The sequence below is a fragment of the Paraflavitalea sp. CAU 1676 genome, from assembly GCF_029223285.1.
Classification (GTDB): domain Bacteria; phylum Bacteroidota; class Bacteroidia; order Chitinophagales; family Chitinophagaceae; genus Paraflavitalea.
Genome location: NZ_JARHUJ010000006.1, coordinates 260137 through 279586, shown reverse-complemented (window position 1 = coordinate 279586; position 19450 = coordinate 260137). Strand labels below are relative to the sequence as shown.

Here is a 19450-nt window from a genome sequence, read left to right as displayed (position 1 = left end):
AATAGGGCTTCAAGATAGCAATTAATGTTCATGCAGCCAGTGGAGCGCTGCGGCCGGTTGTATTGTATAATTGTGTTGGAGGGCGGAGGGCAGACGCCTATTGGGGTTTCGGACTTCAGTCCTGGCGGACCTAAGCGCACCGAAAGCTAGTTGTCGTCCTTTCTGAGGTCGCCCATGATCAGCTGCAGCTTATGGAATTTCTCGTACGAGTTCTTGATGTATAACTGGAATTCGTATTCCGTAGCCTGTTCTACGAGATATAAAGGAGGGCGGTAGCGTACCATGAAGGTATCCAGGTCGGGGCCTTTGAGTTTCGTGAGTTTGATCACCAGGGCGCGGCTAAACCGGTGGTCGATGAACTTGTCTTTTTCTTCACGCAACAGTCTTTCCTGGAAAGCCAGCATATTGCGGTTTCGGCGGAAACGGAACATATTGATGAACTCGTTAACGTCAAGACCTACACCTGCCGGTGCAGTACCGGAAGTAACGGGCAGGGTAGAACCGCTGATGCCTGGTTTTTCGAAATTGAACGCTTTGGCGTAATCGAGCCTGTTCTGGATAGAATCGAGCTTATAGTTGGGCGGCTTCACCATCACCTGTTTCAGCTCGGTAATATTTACATGCAGGGCTACTTCGAAAACCTGCAGGTTGCGAATGTTCTGCACGGCGTATTTGGGAGTCGGCTTGCCGAGGTAAGAGAACCAGATAGAGTCTGTTTCTGGAACCACCAGGGTATACCTGCCCAGCGAATCGGTCATGGTTCCCGCGCCCGAATTGCTGTTCACGCTCACGGCCTGCATGGGATTCCGCTGCGACATATCGAACACCCGGCCATTGACCCTCACCTGCCCAAGTACGGACTGAGAATTGACTGAAAAGACGATTATCGTTAATATGATCAGTGCCGTCCGTACCAAACAAGTAAAGTTAAGGTGGTGATATTACGGCAAGATCGCGACATAGCTTTCCTGCCGGTCCTCAATTTAACGTTGATTTTGCAGATGTTCAATCACTTGTTGAATGATCCGGGGGTAATGGGCGTGCTCAAGTTCATGCACTTTCCGGGCCAGCACGGCAGGAGAGTCGCCTGGCTCAATGGCGCAGGTTGCCTGATAAACGATGGCTCCGTTATCATATACGTTGTCTACGTAGTGGATGGTGATGCCGCTTTCTTTTTCTCCGGCGGCAATCACGGCTTCGTGCACGTGCATTCCGTACATGCCTTTGCCGCCATAACGGGGCAACAGGGCGGGGTGGATGTTCACCATCCGGTTGGGGTAGGCCGCAGTAAGGGAAGCTGGTACCTTCCAGAGAAATCCTGCCAGCACCACAAATTCGATCCCGGCGGCCTTCAGTTCGTCTACATAGCCATTGCCGCGGAAAAAGGTCTCTTTTTCGATCAGCAATACAGGAATATGCTCGCGTTCGGCGATGCCCAATACGCCGGCACCCGGTTTATTACAAACTATCAACGCTATCCGGATGGAGGGGTGGTTGCGGAAATGATCGATGATCTTCTGCGCGTTCGATCCTGCCCCGGAGGCAAAAACGGCTACACGGGTAACGGATGGTTGTTCACTGACCTGGCTTACTGACTGTGGCATTGCTTCCTGGTTCACGGTATTCGTTTGAGCGGTTGGTTGCGTTGAAATAGGCTGCTGTGGAGCCGGGCTCGCCATTTGCGCGCCTGCCTGCGTTGTTACCCTCGCGGGGACAGGTTGGCCCAGGCCGGCCTTGCGGCCCCTCATCCTGTTGCCCATTTTTTGAAGGTAGCTGCGGAAAAAAGTAAACTGACCCAAGGGAATGCTGATCAAAATCACACAAAAGGGCCACAGGATAGTGACCAATATAATATATAAAGGTACACGGATAACGGCCGATTCAATTTGAAAAAGCCCTAAAAGCTGTCGACCCAGGTAACCGCAGAGGCTTCCACCCAGTGCAAAAGTGACCAGGATGAGCAGCAAGCGCCATCCGTTGACCTTCCATTTCTGTTGAAGCCTTTCGAACATGCACGCAAAAGTGCGGTAATTTGGCCACAGATAAAACAGTTTCAGGCAGATAAATTGAAGCGGCTGGCCGGGACAGGCGAAGGCAAGCTACCTCACATTGGCTGTATATTGCCTACATATTGCCTGCACATTGCCTGGATATTGCCTGCGCTCTCTATGTAGAGATACCATATTCCGGCAATGTGCGGGCAAGTGGCAGTGAAGTTCCAGGCAAGTGGTGGTGAAGTGGTAGTGTATTGAAGGTATAATGCCAGTGCTCCTAAGTACTCGTATGCTCTTCATTCATTCATGTCCTATACAGGTTGCCGCGTTTCTGTTTCAGCCAGCAGCGCCAATTTTCCATGGATTGTGCGAAATATTTTGATCGCATTTACAATAAAAGGTTGGACATCTGACGTTTAGAGGGATTGCAAACTCGATTGTAACCCTAAAACCTGGATATGCTCTTATTACTGCATCCGATCCGTCTAAAATTCGCCTCACTTGATTCCCAAAAACGGGTGACAAAAACATGACATAAATGTCATGACAGAATGAAACATGTTACTAAAAATCGGCTGAAACCCGCGCCCAGACTGCGTTAAAAAAATTTTAAACATGTTGATAGTTTGTTGAAATCCTGACTTATTTTTGCAGCCAATTCAGGAAATTTTTCCACATAATCTCGTCATATTCAACTGATATGATTGACCATAGACCAATTGTCAAAAGAACTCTTCTCAGTGCATTATTGATCGTTGTTTTGTCGTTCGGAAACAGGATTGCAGCGCAGGATGGAAAAGCGTTATTCGATCTTAATTGCGCTACCTGTCACAAAGTGGATAAAGACCTGACCGGACCCGCTCTGAAAGGAATTGAAGACCGCGTAAAGGACAAAAAGCTGTTGCACGAATGGATCAGGAACAACTCTAAAGTTCTTGCATCGGGCGACAAATATTTCAATGATCTCTACAGCAGGTGGAACAAGACAGCCATGAGCGTGTTTCCCTCACTGACAGATCCCGAGATCGATGCCATCCTCAAGTACATCAAGGATTACAAAGCTCCAGCCGCGCCTACTGGTGGTGATACAGCTGCTCCCGATGGTAAAATGGGTGAAAGCGATAGCGCCATCCTGTATGGTGTATTGACCCTGATCCTGGCAGTTGTTGCCTTCATCCTCCTGCAGGTGAACAGCAATCTGAAGAAACTGGCTGATGACAAGGACGGTGTTCCTTCTGGCGAACCTGTTCCCTTCTACCGCAATAAAACCTACATTACCCTCCTCACCTTATTGCTCTTTGTAGTTGGTGGATTCTATGTAGTAAAAGGCGCCATCGGCCTCGGTCGTCAAAAAGACTACCAGCCCGAGCAACCGATCTTCTACTCGCACAAAGTACACGCCGGTACCAACCAGATCAACTGTTTGTACTGCCACGGCAGTGCCATGGAAGGCAAGCATGCCACCATTCCTTCTGTGAATGTGTGTATGAACTGTCACCTTACCATCAACGAGTACACCGGTGCTCCCATCCATAAAGAAGACGGCACAGAAGTAAACGGTACTGCCGAGATCCAGAAGATCTACGCTGCTGCCGGTTACGATCCCAAGACCAAACAATACTCCGGTAAAACAAAGGCCATCGAGTGGACCAAGATCCACAGCCTGCCCGACCACGTTTACTTCAACCACTCTCAGCACGTAAATGCTGGTAAAGTACAGTGCCAAACCTGTCATGGTGAGATCACTGCGATGCACGAAGTAAAACAGGCTGCCGAGTTGAGCATGGGATGGTGCGTGAACTGTCACCGCGAAACAAAAGTTCAATTCAACAACGATAAAGGCGAAGGAAACAAATTCTATAGCATTTACGAGAAATACCACGCCGAGATCAAGGCCGGTACAAGAGACAGTGTGACTGTTGCTGATATCGGAGGCCTTGAGTGCCAAAAATGCCACTATTAAAAACTGGCACCTGTGCTCCTGAAAAGGGAGATGCACAGTTTGGATGATCAGCGTTTGAAATGATGTCCGCCACTTAAAACAACCAGCGACCGCATTTTCAAATTTTCAAATTGACTAATTTTTCAAATTAATATAAATGGCTAAAAAAAAGTACTGGCAGAGTTTTACAGAGCTCAATAACAGTGAAGCCCATCAGCAGTTGGCCAAGGATGAATTCCCCGAACCATTACAGTCTCAACAAGCTGACGATAACGGGTTAGCCAATTCTTCCGCATCCCGTAGAGACTTTTTGAAATATCTTGGTTTCAGCACCGCTGCTGCGATGGTAGCTGCCAGTTGTGAAACGCCTGTACGTAAGGCCATCCCTTATGTAAACAGGCCCCAGGACCTGATCCCCGGTGTGGCTGATTATTATGCCACCACCTATATCAGCGGTGGAGAAGCCATTCCCGTAATAGCCAAAGTTCGCGACGGACGTCCGATCAAAATAGAAGGTAATACTCTTTCTTCCTTCACCAAAGGTGCTACCACAGCCCGCGTACAGGCTTCTGTACTCGACCTGTACGATACAGCCCGCATCAAGCATCCCATGGCCAACGGCGCTGCCGCCAGCTATGAGTCGATCGATAAAATGATCACCGATGCACTGGCTGCACTCGGTGGTACTGCTGTAGTAGTACTGACCGGTACTGTTACCTCTCCCACAACAAAACAACTCATCACTGAATTTTTGGCCAAATACCCCGGTAGCCGCCATGTTCAGTACGATGCCATCTCTTATAGCGGTTTGATCCTGGCCAATGAAGCCACGCATGGTGTTAAAGCCATCCCTTCTTACCAGTTCGAAAATGCTGATGTAGTGGTAAGCATCGGTGCCGATTTCCTAGGTACCTGGCTCAGCCCCGTTGAGTTCCAACGCGGTTACACGACGAAGAGAAAGATCAAAGAAGACAATATCACCCTCAGCAAGCACTACCAGTTCGAGAGCATGATGAGCATGACCGGCGCCAATGCCGACGAGCGCTTCACCCACCGTCCTTCTGAAGTAGGTGTGGTAGCAGCTGCTCTGTTGAGCGCGGTGCAAGGTCAGGGTGCTGCCGGTGTTAGCGGCAAGCTGAAAGAAGGTATCGAAAAAGCTGCGAAAGATCTCGCTGCCAACAGGGGTAAAGGTCTGGTGGTTAGCGGCAGCAACAATCCTAATGTACAGATCATTGTAAACGCCATCAACGAAGCGATCGGTGCTTATGGTTCTACCATCAGCTGGAGCGCTCCCATCCTTACCCACCAGGGTCTGGATAGCGAAATGGCTACCCTCACTGCCGATATGGAAGCTGGTCGCGTAGGCGCCCTGCTGATCAACGGTGTGAACCCCGCGTACGAATACTTCGACGGAGAGAAATTCAAGAACGCCCTTAAGAAAGTTAAACTGACTGTTTCCTTCAACGACAGGCAGGATGAAACGACCTCAGCGTGTAAATATATTTTGCCCGCTCCTCACTTCCTGGAGAGCTGGGGTGACGCAGAGCCAAAAGCTGGTCTGTTCAGCATGATCCAGCCTACCATCAACCCCTTGTTCCAGACAAGGCCGTTCCAGGATTCTCTCCTGAAATGGGCTGGTAATGCTACCGCTGCTTACGATGTTTACTTCAAGAACTACTGGACTTCACGCCTCGGCAGTGCTGAGTTGTATGTGAAGGCCCTGCAGGATGGTGTGATCGAAGCTGCTGGTACCGGTGCTGCTCCTGTATTTACGGGTGCTGTAGTAGCTCAGGCGATCACTGCAGCCAACGGCTTGAAGAAAGCAGGTAAGGCTGAATTGGTAATCTACCAAAAGGTAGCGCTCGGCGACGGTAAGCAAGGTAACAACCCCTGGCTGCTGGAAATGCCCGATCCTATCACCCGCGTAAGCTGGGACAACTATGCGATCATTTCTCCCAAACTCGCCAAGGACTACGGAATCAACCTGAGCGATCGCTGGGAAGCTGATAAATACGAGATCTATCCCGAAAAGCCTGTTATCAAAGTAAAAGTTGGTAATAAGGAAATCTCTCTGCCGGTGATCGTGATCCCTGGTATGCAAAACGAAACCATCGCTATCGCGGTTGGTTACGGAAGAGCGAAAGAGATCGGCAGATCGGTAGTGACCATGGACGGTACTCCTCTTGGTAAAAATGCATACCCCTTACTGAGCTACAACGGTTCAACCATCGAATGGTTCGCCGGCGATGTAACGGTTAGCAAAACTGAAGAGATCTACAAAGTAGCGATGGTGCAAACGCACAACAGCTACGAAGGCCGTCAGGAAGTATTGAAAGAGATCACCCTCAAGGAATTCAAAGAAGATCCTAAAGTTATCTATAACGAAAGGGCCAAGGAACTGGAACCCTGGGGCGGTATCAACGATTACGAAAAAGAAGGTACCCTCTATCCTACGCACGCCCGTCCGGGTATCAAGTGGGGTATGAGCATCGACCTCAACAGCTGTTATGGTTGCGGCGCCTGCGTGGTAGCTTGTAACGCTGAGAACAATATTCCGGTGGTAGGTAAGCGTGAGGTAATGCGCTACCACGATATGCACTGGTTGCGTATCGACCGTTACTTCAGCGGTAATCCTGATGATCCCGAGTCCATCCAGACTGTATTCCAGCCGATGCTGTGTCAGCATTGCGACAACGCGCCTTGCGAAAACGTATGTCCGGTGGCTGCTACCAACCACAGTTCTGAAGGCCTCAACCAAATGACGTATAACCGTTGTATCGGTACAAGATATTGCGCCAACAACTGTCCGTTCAAAGTTCGCCGCTTCAACTGGGCCGATTACACCGGCGCCGACAGCTTCGCCAATAACCAGGCGCCGCTGGTAGAAGAAGGTAAACTGGACGATGTGGTGCTGATGATGAACGACGACCTCACCCGCATGGTACTGAACCCCGATGTTACTGTACGTAGCCGTGGTGTGATCGAAAAATGTTCTTTCTGCGTTCAACGCTTACAGGAAGGCAAGCTGAAGGCTAAGAAAGCAGGTCGCGTATTGGAAGACGAAGATGTGAAGACTGCTTGTCAGCAGGCTTGTGCAGCCGACGCGATCGTGTTTGGTAATGCCAACAATCCGAACAGTGAGATCAGCCAGGTTCGTCAGCACAACAAGCTGCGCCTGTTCCATGCACTCGAGCCGATCCACGTGTTGCCAAACATCAACTACCTGGCCAAGGTGCGTAATACGGATGAGATCAGCAATCACGGAGTATTGAGCGGAGAAGCGGTATTGGCTGATGCACACGGAGCAGTTAAAGGCGAAAAGAAGGAAGCTGCCGGTCATCACTAAGCAAATTGAATCTGAAGCGTAGATAAGGTCAAATAACTAAAAATTTTCAGCTAAAGCCTAAAAGCTGATAGCTAAAAGCTAATAAACATGGCATCAAAGTACGAATCGTTAGTAAGAGCCCCATTGGTGGATGGCACCAAGACGTATCACCAGGTAACGGAAGATATAGTACGTCCTATTGAGGCGCCGCCAACGCGCAGCTGGTGGATCGGCTTCATCATCTCCGTGATCCTGTTGTTGTTCGGTGTTTACTCCATCTATCGTGAAGTAACGTACGGGGTGGGTCAGTGGAACCTTAACAAAACCATCGGATGGGGTTGGGATATCACCAACTTCGTGTGGTGGGTAGGTATCGGTCACGCCGGTACCCTGATCTCCGCGATCCTCTTACTGTTCCGTCAGGGCTGGCGTACCGGTGTAAACCGTGCTGCGGAAGCGATGACCATCTTTGCGGTAATGTGTGCGGGTCAGTTCCCGATCTGGCACATGGGTCGTGTGTGGATGGCCTTCTTCGTACTGCCTTACCCCAACACCCGCGGTCCGCTCTGGGTTAACTTCAACTCTCCGCTGTTGTGGGACGTATTCGCGATCTCTACTTACTTTACCGTGTCACTGTTGTTCTGGTACTCTGGTCTTATTCCTGATCTGGCTACCATTCGTGACCGTGCCAAATTGAAATGGAGAAAGAAAATGTATGGTGTGCTTTCTTTCGGCTGGACCGGTTCTACCAAGCACTGGCAACGCCACGAAAGTTTGTCACTGGTACTGGCTGGTTTGAGTACGCCACTGGTATTGTCTGTACACACGATCGTATCTTTTGACTTCGCCACCTCCGTAATTCCCGGCTGGCACACGACCATCTTCCCTCCCTACTTCGTAGCGGGTGCGATCTTCTCCGGATTCGCGATGGTGCAGACGCTGTTGCTGGTAACACGTAAGGTGTTGAAACTGGAAGACTATATCACCATGGAACACATCGAAGTGATGAACAAGGTAATTGTACTGACCGGTTCAATCGTAGGTATCGCCTACCTCACCGAGCTGTTCATCTCCTGGTATGGTGCCAATAAATACGAAAACTGGGCCTTCTTCCAGAACAGGTTGAACCTGCTGAGCCCCTACGGCTGGAGCTACTGGCTGATGATGGGTTGTAACGTGATCTCTCCGCAGATCTTCTGGTTCCGCAAAATGAGAAGGAATATCGTGGTTACCTTCTTCATGTCTGTGATCGTAAACATCGGTATGTGGTTCGAGCGTTTTGTGATCATCGTAACCTCTATCTACCGTGATTATATCCCCAGTAGCTGGGCTACCTACTATCGCCCCACCATTTGGGAAGTAGGGTTCTACCTGGGTACATTCGGTTTGTTCTTTACCTGTTACTTCCTGTTCTCTAAATTCTTCCCGGTTATCGCGATCGCTGAGATCAAGCATATCCTGAAGAAATCGGGCGAAAGCTACAAGCAGAAGGCTGTGGCCGTAGAGGCGAAAGATACCGATGAGTATTTCCACGAAACCCAACACGCACACCACTAATCGGTAGCGTGTAATAACCCGGCCGGTGTTTGAAGAACCGGTACGGTATTAAGCAATCAGATTTTGAGATAAAAGAAATATTAAAATTCTTATATGGCGGTTAAAAAATTTGTAGTGGCTTGCTTCGATGAGGAGGATGTACTGTTCAAGGCAGTAAAGCAAGTACGTAAAGCCGGTTATAAGCTGCACGACGTATATACACCAATGCCTATCCACGGTCTGGACACAGCCATGGGCCTGCGTGATACCAGCCTGCATACGGCGGGTTTCGTGTACGGCATCACCGGTACAACCATCGCGTTGAGCAGCATTTCCTGGATCTTTACCAAAGATTGGCCGCTGAACATCGGTGGTAAGCCCCACCTGGCATTACCAGCGTGGATTCCCATCACCTTCGAGTTTACCGTATTGATGGCTGCCGTAGGTATGGTGTTGACCTTCTGTTACCTCTGCCAGTTGGCCCCCTTCGTAAAGAAGCATCACTTCCACCTGCGGGCTACCGACGACAAGTTTGTCATGGTGATCGAGTGCAACGGCAAAACCAATGACGCCGAAGTAAGCTCATTCCTGTCTGCTGCGGGCGGTACTGAAGTGAATATCCAACACGCCGAAACCGGCTGGTGGCTGGGTACCTATGACAAGGAACAAAAACTTATTGCAGACAAAACGGAAACTGTTACAGCATAATCCCTGAATATTCAGTACGATGAAAAAATTATCAATCATAGTTGTTTTAGTAGCCCTGGTAGCCTGGAGTTGCGGCGATACAAGGAGAAGCCCCGGTAAGGTTTATATGCCAGATATGGCTTATAGCCGTGCTATTGAAACCTACACTTCTCTCGATACCCTGCACGCACAAGGTATTAATTACAATGCCATGCCCGTTCCGGGAACTGTAAAGAGAGGCGAATTGCTGCCTTTCCCCATCGCACAGGATAAACAAGGCGAACTGGTCAACTACGAACTGTCTAAGCAAGTTGCCAATCCGCTGCCCAAAATGAGCGAGACACAGTCTAAAGAAGCTGAGCGCCTGTACCTGGTGAACTGTGGTATCTGCCATGGCGCAGGATTGGACGGAAAGGGTGTACTGCACACCAGGACCGACGGTTCTGAAGGTCCTTATGCGGCCGCACCTGCCAACCTGGTTGGAAACCCAACTTATGTTAACATGCCTGCCGGCCAAATGTTCTACTCTGTAACTTATGGTAAAGGCCAAATGGGTAGCTACGCTTCACAGCTGAGCACTACTCAACGCTGGATGGTGATCCAGTACATCAAAGCCAAGCAGGCCGGAGCAGGTGGTGCTGCTGCACCCGCAGCTGCAGATTCTGCTGCCGCTAAACCAGCTGTTGATACAACCGCAAAAAAATAACTGATACGAGATACTGAACTTATAAATAGTTGATAATGGCTTCAAGAGAATTTTTCGAAATACCCAAGCGATATAAGACCTGGTCTGCCGGTTTGATTGGAGTAGGTGCATTGTCAGTGATCATTGCATATATCGCTTATGGAAGAGGGGAACACCCGCAGTTGTTTTGGGGCGCCCTGCTGCAAAACAGTGCATTCTTCCTGCTGGTAGTTAATGCCTCCATGTTCTTTATTTGTGCTACTACGCTCGCTATGGGCGGCTGGCAAATGTCGTTCAGGAGGGTTCCTGAAGCTATTTCAACAGCAGTAGTGCCTATCGGTATTATTACCGCCGTCGTTTGCTTGCTGATCGTTTTGTTGCCTACCCATTTTTATCACTGGCAGCATCCCGATGGAGATAAGATCCTCGAGTTCAAGAAGGGGTTCCTCAACACTCCTTTTTATATAACATTCACTTTACTGACCATTGTATTGTGGATCGTATTGGGTCGTAAAATGCGCGCCCTCTCTCAGGAACTCGACAACAACCCGCTGCCTAATGCAGAAGCAGGCCGTAAGTATATCTTCAAGAATACTGTTTGGGCTTCTGTGTTCATCGCCTGGTTTGGTCTTACCACCATGTCGACCTTGCCCTGGTTCTGGCTCATGAGTATCGATGCACACTGGTATTCTACCATGTACAGCTGGTACACCTTCGCCTCTACCTTCGTATCGGGTATGGCATTGATTGCCCTCTTCGTGATCTACATGAAGAACAAAGGTTATCTCGAATACACCAACAACGAGCACCTGCATGATATTGGTAAATTCATGTTTGCCTTCTCTATCTTCTGGACATACCTGTGGTTCTCTCAGTATATGCTGATCTGGTATGCGAACATTCCTGAAGAAACAGTTTACTTCAAGTCCCGTATTTCTGCACAAGGCCATGATTCAGGTCCCTATAGTGGTATTTTCTGGCTCAGCTTTGTCATCAACTTCCTGGCGCCGCTGCTGCTGCTGATGCGTCGCGGAGCTAAACGGAACTATGCTTCTATGGTGTTTATGGCGGTGGTGATCATTTTCGGCCACTGGCTCGACTTCTACCAGATGATCTTTGCGAGCATCGATCCTACACATGTAAATAAGGGAATGTTCGTACTCAGCCTGGGTATTGCAGCCGGTTTCATCGGTATCATCATGAACAGCGTTGGTAATGCTATGAGCAAGACACCGTTGGTAGCGAAGAACCACCCGTTCACGAAAGAAAGTATCATACACCATACCTAAGCGTGGCTGGTCGTGTGTAAAGTTCAATAGCTTAAAAACTTTGATAGGTCTGAATTAAATATATTGATAGATCATGACAACTACTGGAATACTTCTGTTAGCGATTCTCATCCTCGGCTTTCTGATCACGTTTCAGATTGCCAAGGCCAGTGAGTATGTATCTGTGCTGAAAGGAGAGAAGAAGGCTTTCGAGCAAAACAACAGGATCAATGCGTTTTTGATGGTAGTGTTCCTGGTATTGGGACTGATTGGTGTATGGTGGTGTAACAAAGCCCTGTATCCCAAGACGCTGATGCCTTACCCCGCTGCCTCCGAGCATGGTAAGAACATCGACACGATGTTGATGATCACCATCGCCATCACCGGCATTGTGTTCCTGATCACACAGATCCTCCTGTTCTGGTTTGCTTACAAATACCAGCACAGCGAAAAAAGACAGGCATTCTTCTATCCCCACAATAACAAATTGGAAGTACTGTGGACTACGGTACCTGCTATCGCACTCTGTATCCTGGTAGGTTTCGGATTGTTCTATTGGTTCCGTATGACAGGTGAAGCTCCTGCCGATGCTATGCAGGTAGAGATCACCGGAAAGCAATTCGGTTGGATCTATCGTTACCCAGGTAAGGATGGTGAGTTTGGTAAAAAATACTATCGCAATATCGACGAGGCTACTGGTAACCAGCTGGGTCTGATCTGGAGAGATACCACGATCATTAAGAAAGACAGGCATAACAACCCTGTTGGCGAAGCGAAACTGAAAGCTGATCCGCAAGGATTTGATGATCTCGTAGACAATACAGCTATGTACCTCGTGAAGGGCAAAGCGGTAAAGCTGATCATCAATTCCCGTGACGTGATCCATGACGTAGGCTTGTCGCACTTCCGTTTGAAGATGGATGCGGTGCCCGGTACACCTACCACCATGTGGTTCACGCCTCAGTATACTACTGATGAAATGAAGAAGATCACCAACAACCCCAAGTTTGAGTATGAGATCTCCTGCGATCAGATGTGCGGTAACAGCCACTACGCTATGAGAGGTATTATCAAGGTGGTTACTCCCGAAGAGTTCATTTTGTGGAAAGCCAAGCAAAAGCCTGCTTATGCACTTGCCTTCCCCGAAACGGTGGCAACACTTGCTCAGCCTGCCGCTCCGGTAGCAGACAGCGCAGCTAGCACACAAAGACACCCTTAAAACAGTAGCCAGCGGTCATAAATAATGACCTTGTGAAGAAACGAAACAGCATTAACATCGAATAAATAATTTATCATGAGCAACGAAGCATTGCACGGGCATCCTGAGGTAGTCACCACGCACGATGTGCATCACGATGAGCATCATGTACACCATCATAAAGAGACCTTTATCACCAAATACGTATTCAGCCAGGATCACAAGATGATCGCTAAACAGTTCCTGATTACGGGTATGATATGGGCTGTCATTGGTGGCCTGATGTCTGTACTGTTCCGTTTGCAATTGGGCTATCCCGACCAAACCTTCCCCTGGCTGGAAGATATCCTGGGCCGTTGGGCCAAAGGCGGAAAGATCAGCGCTGAAAACTACTATGCACTGGTAACGATGCACGGTACTGTACTCGTGTTCTTCGTACTGACCGGTGGTTTGAGCGGTACCTTCGCGAACTTCCTCATTCCCCTGCAGATCGGTGCACGTGACATGGCTTCGCCCTTCATGAACATGCTGTCTTACTGGTTCTTCTTCGGTGGTAGCATCGTGATGATCTCTTCTTTGTTTATCCAAACTGGTCCTTTCAGCGGTGGCTGGACAGCTTATCCTCCACTGAGCGCCCTGGGTGATGCTTCACCAGGTTCAAAGACCGGGATGGACCTCTGGATCACAGCGATGGCCATGTTCGTAGTATCTTCTTTGCTCGGTGGTTTGAACTATATCTCTACTGTATTGAACATGCGTACCAAGGGTATGTCTATGACAAGAATGCCTTTGACCATGTGGGCCCTGTTCTTCACGGCCGTACTGGGTGTACTTTCATTCCCTGTACTGTTGTCGGGTTTCATCCTCCTGTTGTTCGATCGTCATGGTGGAACCAGCTTCTACCTGTCTGATATCTATATTGCCGCAACCAAAACAGCCCTGCCTAACGAAGGTGGTAGTGCCATCCTCTTCCAGCACTTGTTCTGGTTCCTCGGTCACCCCGAAGTATACATCATCCTGTTGCCAGCGATGGGTATGGCTTCTGAGATCATCTCTATCAACGCCCGTAAGCCGATCTTTGGTTATATGGCGATGGTTGGTTCTATGTTTGCGATCACCATCCTGGCCTTCCTGGTATGGGCGCACCACATGTTCGTAACTGGTCTCAACCCCTTCCTCGGTTCAGTATTCGTATTGCTCACCCTGCTGATCGCTGTACCATCAGCCATCAAGGTGTTCAACTGGCTGACCACGATCTGGAAGGCTAATATCAAGTTCACGCCTGGTATGATGTTCGCGCTCGGTTTTGTGAGCCTGTTCATCTCCGGTGGTCTTACAGGTATCTTCCTGGGTAACTCTACCCTTGATATTCACCTGCATGATACTTATTTCGTGATTGCGCACTTCCACATTGTAATGGGTGTATCTGCGTTCTTTGGGATGTTTGCCGGTATCTACCACTGGTTCCCCAAAATGTATGGTCGCTTCATGAACAATACTATGGCCTATATCCACTTCTGGGTAACCCTGGCCGGCGCCTACCTGATCTTCTGGCCAATGCACTATGAAGGTTTGGCTGGTATGCCCCGCCGTTACCTCGATTACACCGGCTGGGAGTCGTTCAAGCAGTTTGCTGAGCTGAACAAGTTCATCTCTACTGTGGCGATCATCGTATTCGCGGTTCAGTTGCTGTTCATCTTCAACTTCTTCTATTCTATCTTCAAGGGTAGAAAATTAACCAAGCCGAACCCATGGGGTGCAACTACCCTCGAGTGGACTACCCCCATCAGGCCCGGACACGGTAACTGGCCTGGCGAAATTCCCGAAGTACACCGTTGGGCTTATGACTATAGCAAAGACGGTCGTGACTTCATCCCTCAGACGGAGCCTATCGGCCCCAATGAGAGCCATCATTAATGTTGCGGTGCAGGGCCCGCAAACCCGGCCCTGCACTGTCTAAATATTTTCTAATGACGCAGCAGGAAACCGTGAAGCAAACCAGTTCTTTTACAATAGCCGGTAAGGTACGCGACTATATGATGCTGATTAAGTTCAGCCTCAGCTTCATGGTAGTGTTTTCTGCAGTGATCAGTTACCTGCTGGCGCCTAAAGTGGTTGAATTCGACTGGGCCATGATCATTTGGTTGTTCGTAGGCGGTATGCTCGTAACAGGCAGCGCCAACGCAGTAAACCAGGTGGTGGAACGCGATACCGATGCCATGATGAAGCGGACGGCCAAACGGCCGGTTGCTTCCGGACGAATGAGTGTTGCTGAAGGTTGGGCCTTTGCCATCATTACCCTCATAGCGGGTGTAGTGATCCTGGCTTATTACTTCAACATCCTGTCGGCTGCGGTGGCCTTGGTAAGCTGGTTCATTTATGCTTTTATGTACACACCTTTGAAAAAGGTAAGCGCCATCGCCGTGCTCCTCGGAGCGGTTCCTGGTGGTTTACCATGTCTCATCGGATGGGCAGCAGGGCAGGATGACCTTAGTGCCGGTGGATGGGTGCTTTTTGCCATCCAGTTCTTTTGGCAGTTCCCGCATTTCTGGGCCATCGCCTGGATTTCGCACAACGACTACAGCAAGGCCGGCTTCAAGCTAATGCCTTCCGTAGAAGGTCCGGGAAGATATTCAGCCGTCCAGTCGATCATCTATTCGCTGGTCCTTATTCCGGTAGGCATATTGCCCTACCTGATAGGCATGAGCGGAATGATCAGTTTCTGGATCATAGTAGCCGCCAATATTTTCATGACCTGGCAAAGCGTGAGGCTTTACCGCGAAATGGAAGTAAAAGCAGCCAGAAGGGTGATGTTCAGCAGCTATATTTACCTGCCCATCGTGTTACTGGCCCTGCTGGCAGACAAGTTGTAAACAATAAGTCAGTAATTGACGTACGTGTGCAGGATTTTGTGAAACAGATTATTATATAGAACTGATTTAGAATGAATATCGTGAGTTCGAGCCCACAAAAAATCCATCCCCACAAGTTTACCTTGTGGATTGCGATCGGCAGTATCATAATGATGTTTGCCGGGTTAACCAGCGCCTATATCGTGAAAGGTGAGCAGCCAGGATGGAGCACGGTAGTGGTGCCTAAGATCTTTTATTATTCCACGGGAGTGATCCTGATCAGCAGCCTGACGATGCAGATCGCGCTCAAGGCATTCAAGGAACGCAGCATGCAACAATACCGTAGCCTGCTGACGCTGACGGCCGTTTTAGGCGTCGTGTTCATCGCGATGCAGATCATCGGCTTCAAGCAGCTGTTCCAATCGGGTGTAAAGCTGGAAGGCGGATCGGGCGCAGGTCAGTTCCTGTACATCATCTTCGGATTGCATGCCCTCCACGTGCTGGGCGGCGCCATCGCTTTGCTGATCATGTTCTTAAAAGCGTTCAGTTCGAAGATCAGGAACTACAACTCCGTACCGGTAGAGGTAATAAGTACCTACTGGCACTTTGTAGACCTGTTGTGGATCTACCTGTTTGTTTTCTTTTTGGTGAAGTCCTAAGCGGATTAACCAGCATAGGCAGCCGGCCTTAAAACGGAACAGCCACTGCGAAGCAGGGCTTATAAAGTAGAAAATTTTTATTGAGTTTAAACTAATAGCAACACATGGCACAAGCAGTACCAGCGAATCAAAAATGGTGGGGTGGCGGAAGAAGTCCCTTCAACGTAGAATATGGCAAGCTGATGATGTGGTATTTCCTGATGAGCGATGCCTTCACCTTCGGCGCGTTCCTGATCGCCTACGGCACGGTACGGTTTTCCAGCAATGGTTGGCCCGACCCTAACGTGGTGTTCTCTTCATTCCCCGGAATGGGCCACGCACACATGCCGCTCGTATTTGTGAGTGTAATGACCTTTATTCTGATCATGAGCTCGGTTACCATGGTACTTGCCGTGGGAGCAGGCCATAGCAATGATCGTAAATCAGTATTGAAATGGCTGGGTTGGACCATCGTAGGTGGCGCCGCGTTCCTCGGTTGCCAGGCCTGGGAGTGGACTCACTTGTACCATCAGGGTGCATGGTGGGGTATGAATCCGTTCGTGAATGCCGACGGTACTGAAGCATCTACCAACTTTACCAACTTCTTCTTTACCATCACCGGATTCCACGGTTTCCACGTATTCTCCGGGGTGATCATCAACATCATCATGTTCATCATGACCTATAAGGGAGTATTTGACCGTCGCGGTCATTACCTGATGATCGAGAAGGCTGGTTTGTACTGGCACTTTGTAGACCTGGTTTGGGTATTCGTATTCACCTGCTTCTACCTGTTCTAAACAACGAATTGATTAACGCTAATTGCAATACAAATAATTATGGCACACCACGAGCACACACATACTGAAGCGCACGGCAACGGGGAAAAGCACAGCTTCGATACAAAAGCCATCTGGAGAACGTTCTGGATCCTGTTGGTGATCACCTGTATCGAGTTGATCATTGGTATGTTCATCGCACCGCATTACCATTCGATGAAATTGATGTTCAATATCCTGTACATCATTTTTACTGGAGCTAAAGCATTTTATATCATCGCCGAGTTCATGCACTTGCGTCATGAGATCAAGAACATGATCATGACGATCGCAGTACCGGCCCTCCTGTTCGTTTGGTTCATTGCTGCTTTCCTGTGGGATGGTAACTCCTACAAGAACCTGCGCAATACCTACGATCCACACCACAAAGAGGCTACTTCTACACCAGTAGAAAAGAAAGCCGCTCATGGTGAACATGGAGCCGAAGCAAAGCCCGAAGCAGTACATTAATCCTTTATTAAGAAGGTGTTAAATAGCTGAACCACCCCGCCATGCGGGGTGGTTTTTTATTTCCTGGCTTTTCCGGTAAAACCAGCATTGCATTGTTTCCTGTGGTAACTTTGCGCAGCAAAATCTACGTCGTGAGCCAGAAAGCTTTTTTAGGATTGTGTATCGCCATCCTGCTGCCGGTAATCAGTTATTTTGTAGTGAAGACCGTTAGCCGTGACGCCATACAGATGCCCCGCAAGTACTATCCTGAGTACACCATCGATACCGTTATCAATGGCAAGCAGGTATCGGATACGGTGTGGTACCAACTGGCCAACGACACGTTTACCAACCAGCTGGGCAATCGGGTGGTGATGGACAGCCTTCGCGGCCGCGTGATCATTGCCGATTTCTTTTTTACCCGCTGCCCCTCTATCTGCCCTTACCTTACGCGCAACATGAAAAGTCTTCAGGAAAGCCTGAAGATGAAAGATATTACCAAGCGTATCGATACTACCTATGTTCAGTTTCTTTCGTTCAGCGTAGATCCGGAGCGGGACTCCGTACCTGTATTGAAGCAGTATGCCGATCGTTATGGCGTCAACCACGATGTGTGGTCGATGCTGACGGGCCCCAAGAAGAAGATCTATGACTATGCCCTTAACGAGATCAGGTTGCCGGCACAGGATGGAGGTCAGGTTGACTCTCTCTTCATCCACACCGAGAAGTTTGTGCTGATCGACAAGCAGGGCATTATACGGGGTTACTACAATGGTCTTGATTCCGTGGCACTCGCCAAACTGGCCGAAGACCTCACGCTCCTGATGCTGGAGAAAGACAAGAAGGAACCATCACCTGTATTGGCCGAATTACTTTCCTTATGGCCGATCTACCTGGTGGTGATCGCGGCAGTGGCGGTTTTGATGTGGATCGTTCGCAGGCCCAAAAACAAGAAATCATCATAGTATGTTAGCTCCCGTATTAGTCAAGAATGACAAAAAGGCCTGGGTATTCATCGGCATCGTGTCGGTAGTGGTATTTGCTGCCGTGGTATCGCTGAGTAAGATCACCGTCAATGTGGACCTCGGTTTCGATCCACATGTGTTTGCCGGCATCAGCGCCACCATTAATTCGCTGGTGAGCGTATTACTTGTGGCGGGCCTCATCAGTGTAAAGCGTAAAAACTACCTGGTGCATAAAAAGATCATGCTGGCTGCTATGATCCTTTCCATATTGTTCCTCGTATCGTATATCTGCCATCACCTGTTTGCCGGCGATACGAAGTTTGGTGACCTTGATCACGACGGTTTCGTTACGGATGCGGAAAAAGCGGAGGCGGGAGGAATTCGTTTATTCTATTACATTATCCTGCTTACACATATTCCCCTGGCTGGTATCATATTGCCCTTTATCCTGTTTACTGCCTACAGGGGGCTCATTGCCGAATGGCCACAACACCGCAAGCTGGCCCGCATTACCTGGCCCGTATGGCTCTATGTGGCGGTGACCGGTGTATTGGTCTATCTACTGATCAGTCCGTATTATTGATTAAATTGGCTGTAAACTTCCCGGCATGCAGCAAAATGCTTTTAAGACTTTAAAGATCATTCACCTGGCGATTGGGGCTGGGCTGTTTTTGTTTACCGTAGCGTTGATCATTGCATCCCGCTCGGGCCACCTTACTGGTACCGACTCTAATCTCGAGAGAACGCTTCAGGGGGTGGCAGCAGTGCTCTCCGTTGGGGTGTTGTTGATCGGCTTCAGGCTGTTCAAACGTAAGATGTTGCAGGCCCGCAATAGTACCCTGGGTGGGGTGGCTCGCATGCAGCAATATCGAACAGCCTGTATTATGTGGTGGGCGATGATTGAAGCGCCTGGCCTGTTTGCCGGCATCTGTTACTTCCTCTCGGGCAACTTTGCGTTTCTCGCCCTGGCCGCATTTCATTTATTGGTGCTGTTGATGTTCATGCCCCGTAAGGACAATATCGTTGTACTGCTAAATCTCACCAGTAAAGAGGTTGATGAGTTGGAAGGGAAGGAGTAGGAGACGGGTGTCG

Annotated in this window: 17 protein-coding genes; 15 read left to right on the top strand and 2 right to left on the bottom strand. The window is 49.2% G+C overall.

Features of this window, described 5'->3' with window-relative positions:
• Positions 1 to 146: 146 nt before the first annotated feature.
• Positions 147 to 917, bottom strand: a complete 771-nt coding sequence (locus tag P2H89_RS20900; protein WP_275830504.1) for a hypothetical protein — start codon at positions 915 to 917, stop codon at positions 147 to 149.
• Between the two features lie 66 nt (positions 918 to 983).
• Positions 984 to 2012: a phosphoribosylglycinamide formyltransferase gene (locus P2H89_RS20895; RefSeq protein WP_275830502.1), complete on the bottom strand. Its 1029-nt coding sequence runs from the start codon at positions 2010 to 2012 to the stop codon at positions 984 to 986.
• A gap of 682 nt (positions 2013 to 2694) precedes the next feature.
• Between P2H89_RS20895 and P2H89_RS20890 the strand changes: the two genes are divergently transcribed.
• From P2H89_RS20890 to P2H89_RS20820, 15 genes are all read left to right on the top strand, one after another.
• Positions 2695 to 3957 (top strand): c-type cytochrome, encoded by a 1263-nt coding sequence (locus P2H89_RS20890; RefSeq protein WP_275830500.1) that lies wholly within the window; start codon positions 2695 to 2697, stop codon positions 3955 to 3957.
• A gap of 136 nt (positions 3958 to 4093) precedes the next feature.
• On the top strand, positions 4094 to 7282 hold the full coding sequence (locus tag P2H89_RS20885) for a TAT-variant-translocated molybdopterin oxidoreductase (protein ID WP_275830498.1): 3189 nt from the start codon (positions 4094 to 4096) through the stop codon (positions 7280 to 7282).
• Positions 7283 to 7369: 87 nt separating this feature from the next.
• Entirely contained in the window at positions 7370 to 8818 is a 1449-nt protein-coding gene (gene nrfD, locus P2H89_RS20880) for an NrfD/PsrC family molybdoenzyme membrane anchor subunit (RefSeq protein ID WP_275830496.1), read from the top strand.
• A gap of 93 nt (positions 8819 to 8911) precedes the next feature.
• On the top strand, positions 8912 to 9505 hold the full coding sequence (locus tag P2H89_RS20875; RefSeq protein WP_275830494.1) for a DUF3341 domain-containing protein: 594 nt from the start codon (positions 8912 to 8914) through the stop codon (positions 9503 to 9505).
• 19 nt (positions 9506 to 9524) lie between these two features.
• Positions 9525 to 10190, top strand: a complete 666-nt coding sequence (locus P2H89_RS20870) for a cytochrome c (protein ID WP_275830492.1) — start codon at positions 9525 to 9527, stop codon at positions 10188 to 10190.
• A 35-nt stretch (positions 10191 to 10225) separates the two neighbouring features.
• The gene (locus tag P2H89_RS20865) at positions 10226 to 11458 is read left to right on the top strand and encodes a quinol:cytochrome C oxidoreductase (RefSeq protein WP_275830490.1); all 1233 of its coding nucleotides are present in this window, start codon (positions 10226 to 10228) and stop codon (positions 11456 to 11458) included.
• Positions 11459 to 11531: 73 nt separating this feature from the next.
• Positions 11532 to 12656: a cytochrome c oxidase subunit II gene (locus tag P2H89_RS20860; RefSeq protein WP_275830488.1), complete on the top strand. Its 1125-nt coding sequence runs from the start codon at positions 11532 to 11534 to the stop codon at positions 12654 to 12656.
• A 75-nt stretch (positions 12657 to 12731) separates the two neighbouring features.
• Complete coding sequence (locus P2H89_RS20855; protein WP_275830486.1) at positions 12732 to 14552, top strand: cbb3-type cytochrome c oxidase subunit I; 1821 nt, start codon at positions 12732 to 12734, stop codon at positions 14550 to 14552.
• A gap of 53 nt (positions 14553 to 14605) precedes the next feature.
• Positions 14606 to 15508: a heme o synthase gene (cyoE, locus tag P2H89_RS20850; protein ID WP_275830484.1), complete on the top strand. Its 903-nt coding sequence runs from the start codon at positions 14606 to 14608 to the stop codon at positions 15506 to 15508.
• 71 nt (positions 15509 to 15579) lie between these two features.
• Positions 15580 to 16146, top strand: a complete 567-nt coding sequence (locus tag P2H89_RS20845) for a heme-copper oxidase subunit III (protein WP_275830482.1) — start codon at positions 15580 to 15582, stop codon at positions 16144 to 16146.
• A gap of 104 nt (positions 16147 to 16250) precedes the next feature.
• On the top strand, positions 16251 to 16925 hold the full coding sequence (locus P2H89_RS20840) for a cytochrome c oxidase subunit 3 (protein ID WP_275830480.1): 675 nt from the start codon (positions 16251 to 16253) through the stop codon (positions 16923 to 16925).
• Positions 16926 to 16964: 39 nt separating this feature from the next.
• Positions 16965 to 17414 carry a cytochrome C oxidase subunit IV family protein gene (locus tag P2H89_RS20835; RefSeq protein ID WP_275830478.1) on the top strand — a complete coding sequence of 150 codons (450 nt, stop codon included), beginning with the start codon at positions 16965 to 16967 and terminating at the stop codon, positions 17412 to 17414.
• Between the two features lie 131 nt (positions 17415 to 17545).
• Positions 17546 to 18358, top strand: coding sequence for an SCO family protein (locus P2H89_RS20830; RefSeq protein ID WP_275830476.1), 813 nt, complete (start codon positions 17546 to 17548; stop codon positions 18356 to 18358).
• Position 18359: 1 nt separating this feature from the next.
• Positions 18360 to 18941, top strand: coding sequence for a DUF420 domain-containing protein (locus tag P2H89_RS20825; RefSeq protein WP_275830475.1), 582 nt, complete (start codon positions 18360 to 18362; stop codon positions 18939 to 18941).
• A gap of 25 nt (positions 18942 to 18966) precedes the next feature.
• Positions 18967 to 19437, top strand: a complete 471-nt coding sequence (locus tag P2H89_RS20820; protein ID WP_275830473.1) for a hypothetical protein — start codon at positions 18967 to 18969, stop codon at positions 19435 to 19437.
• Positions 19438 to 19450 lie beyond the last annotated feature (13 nt).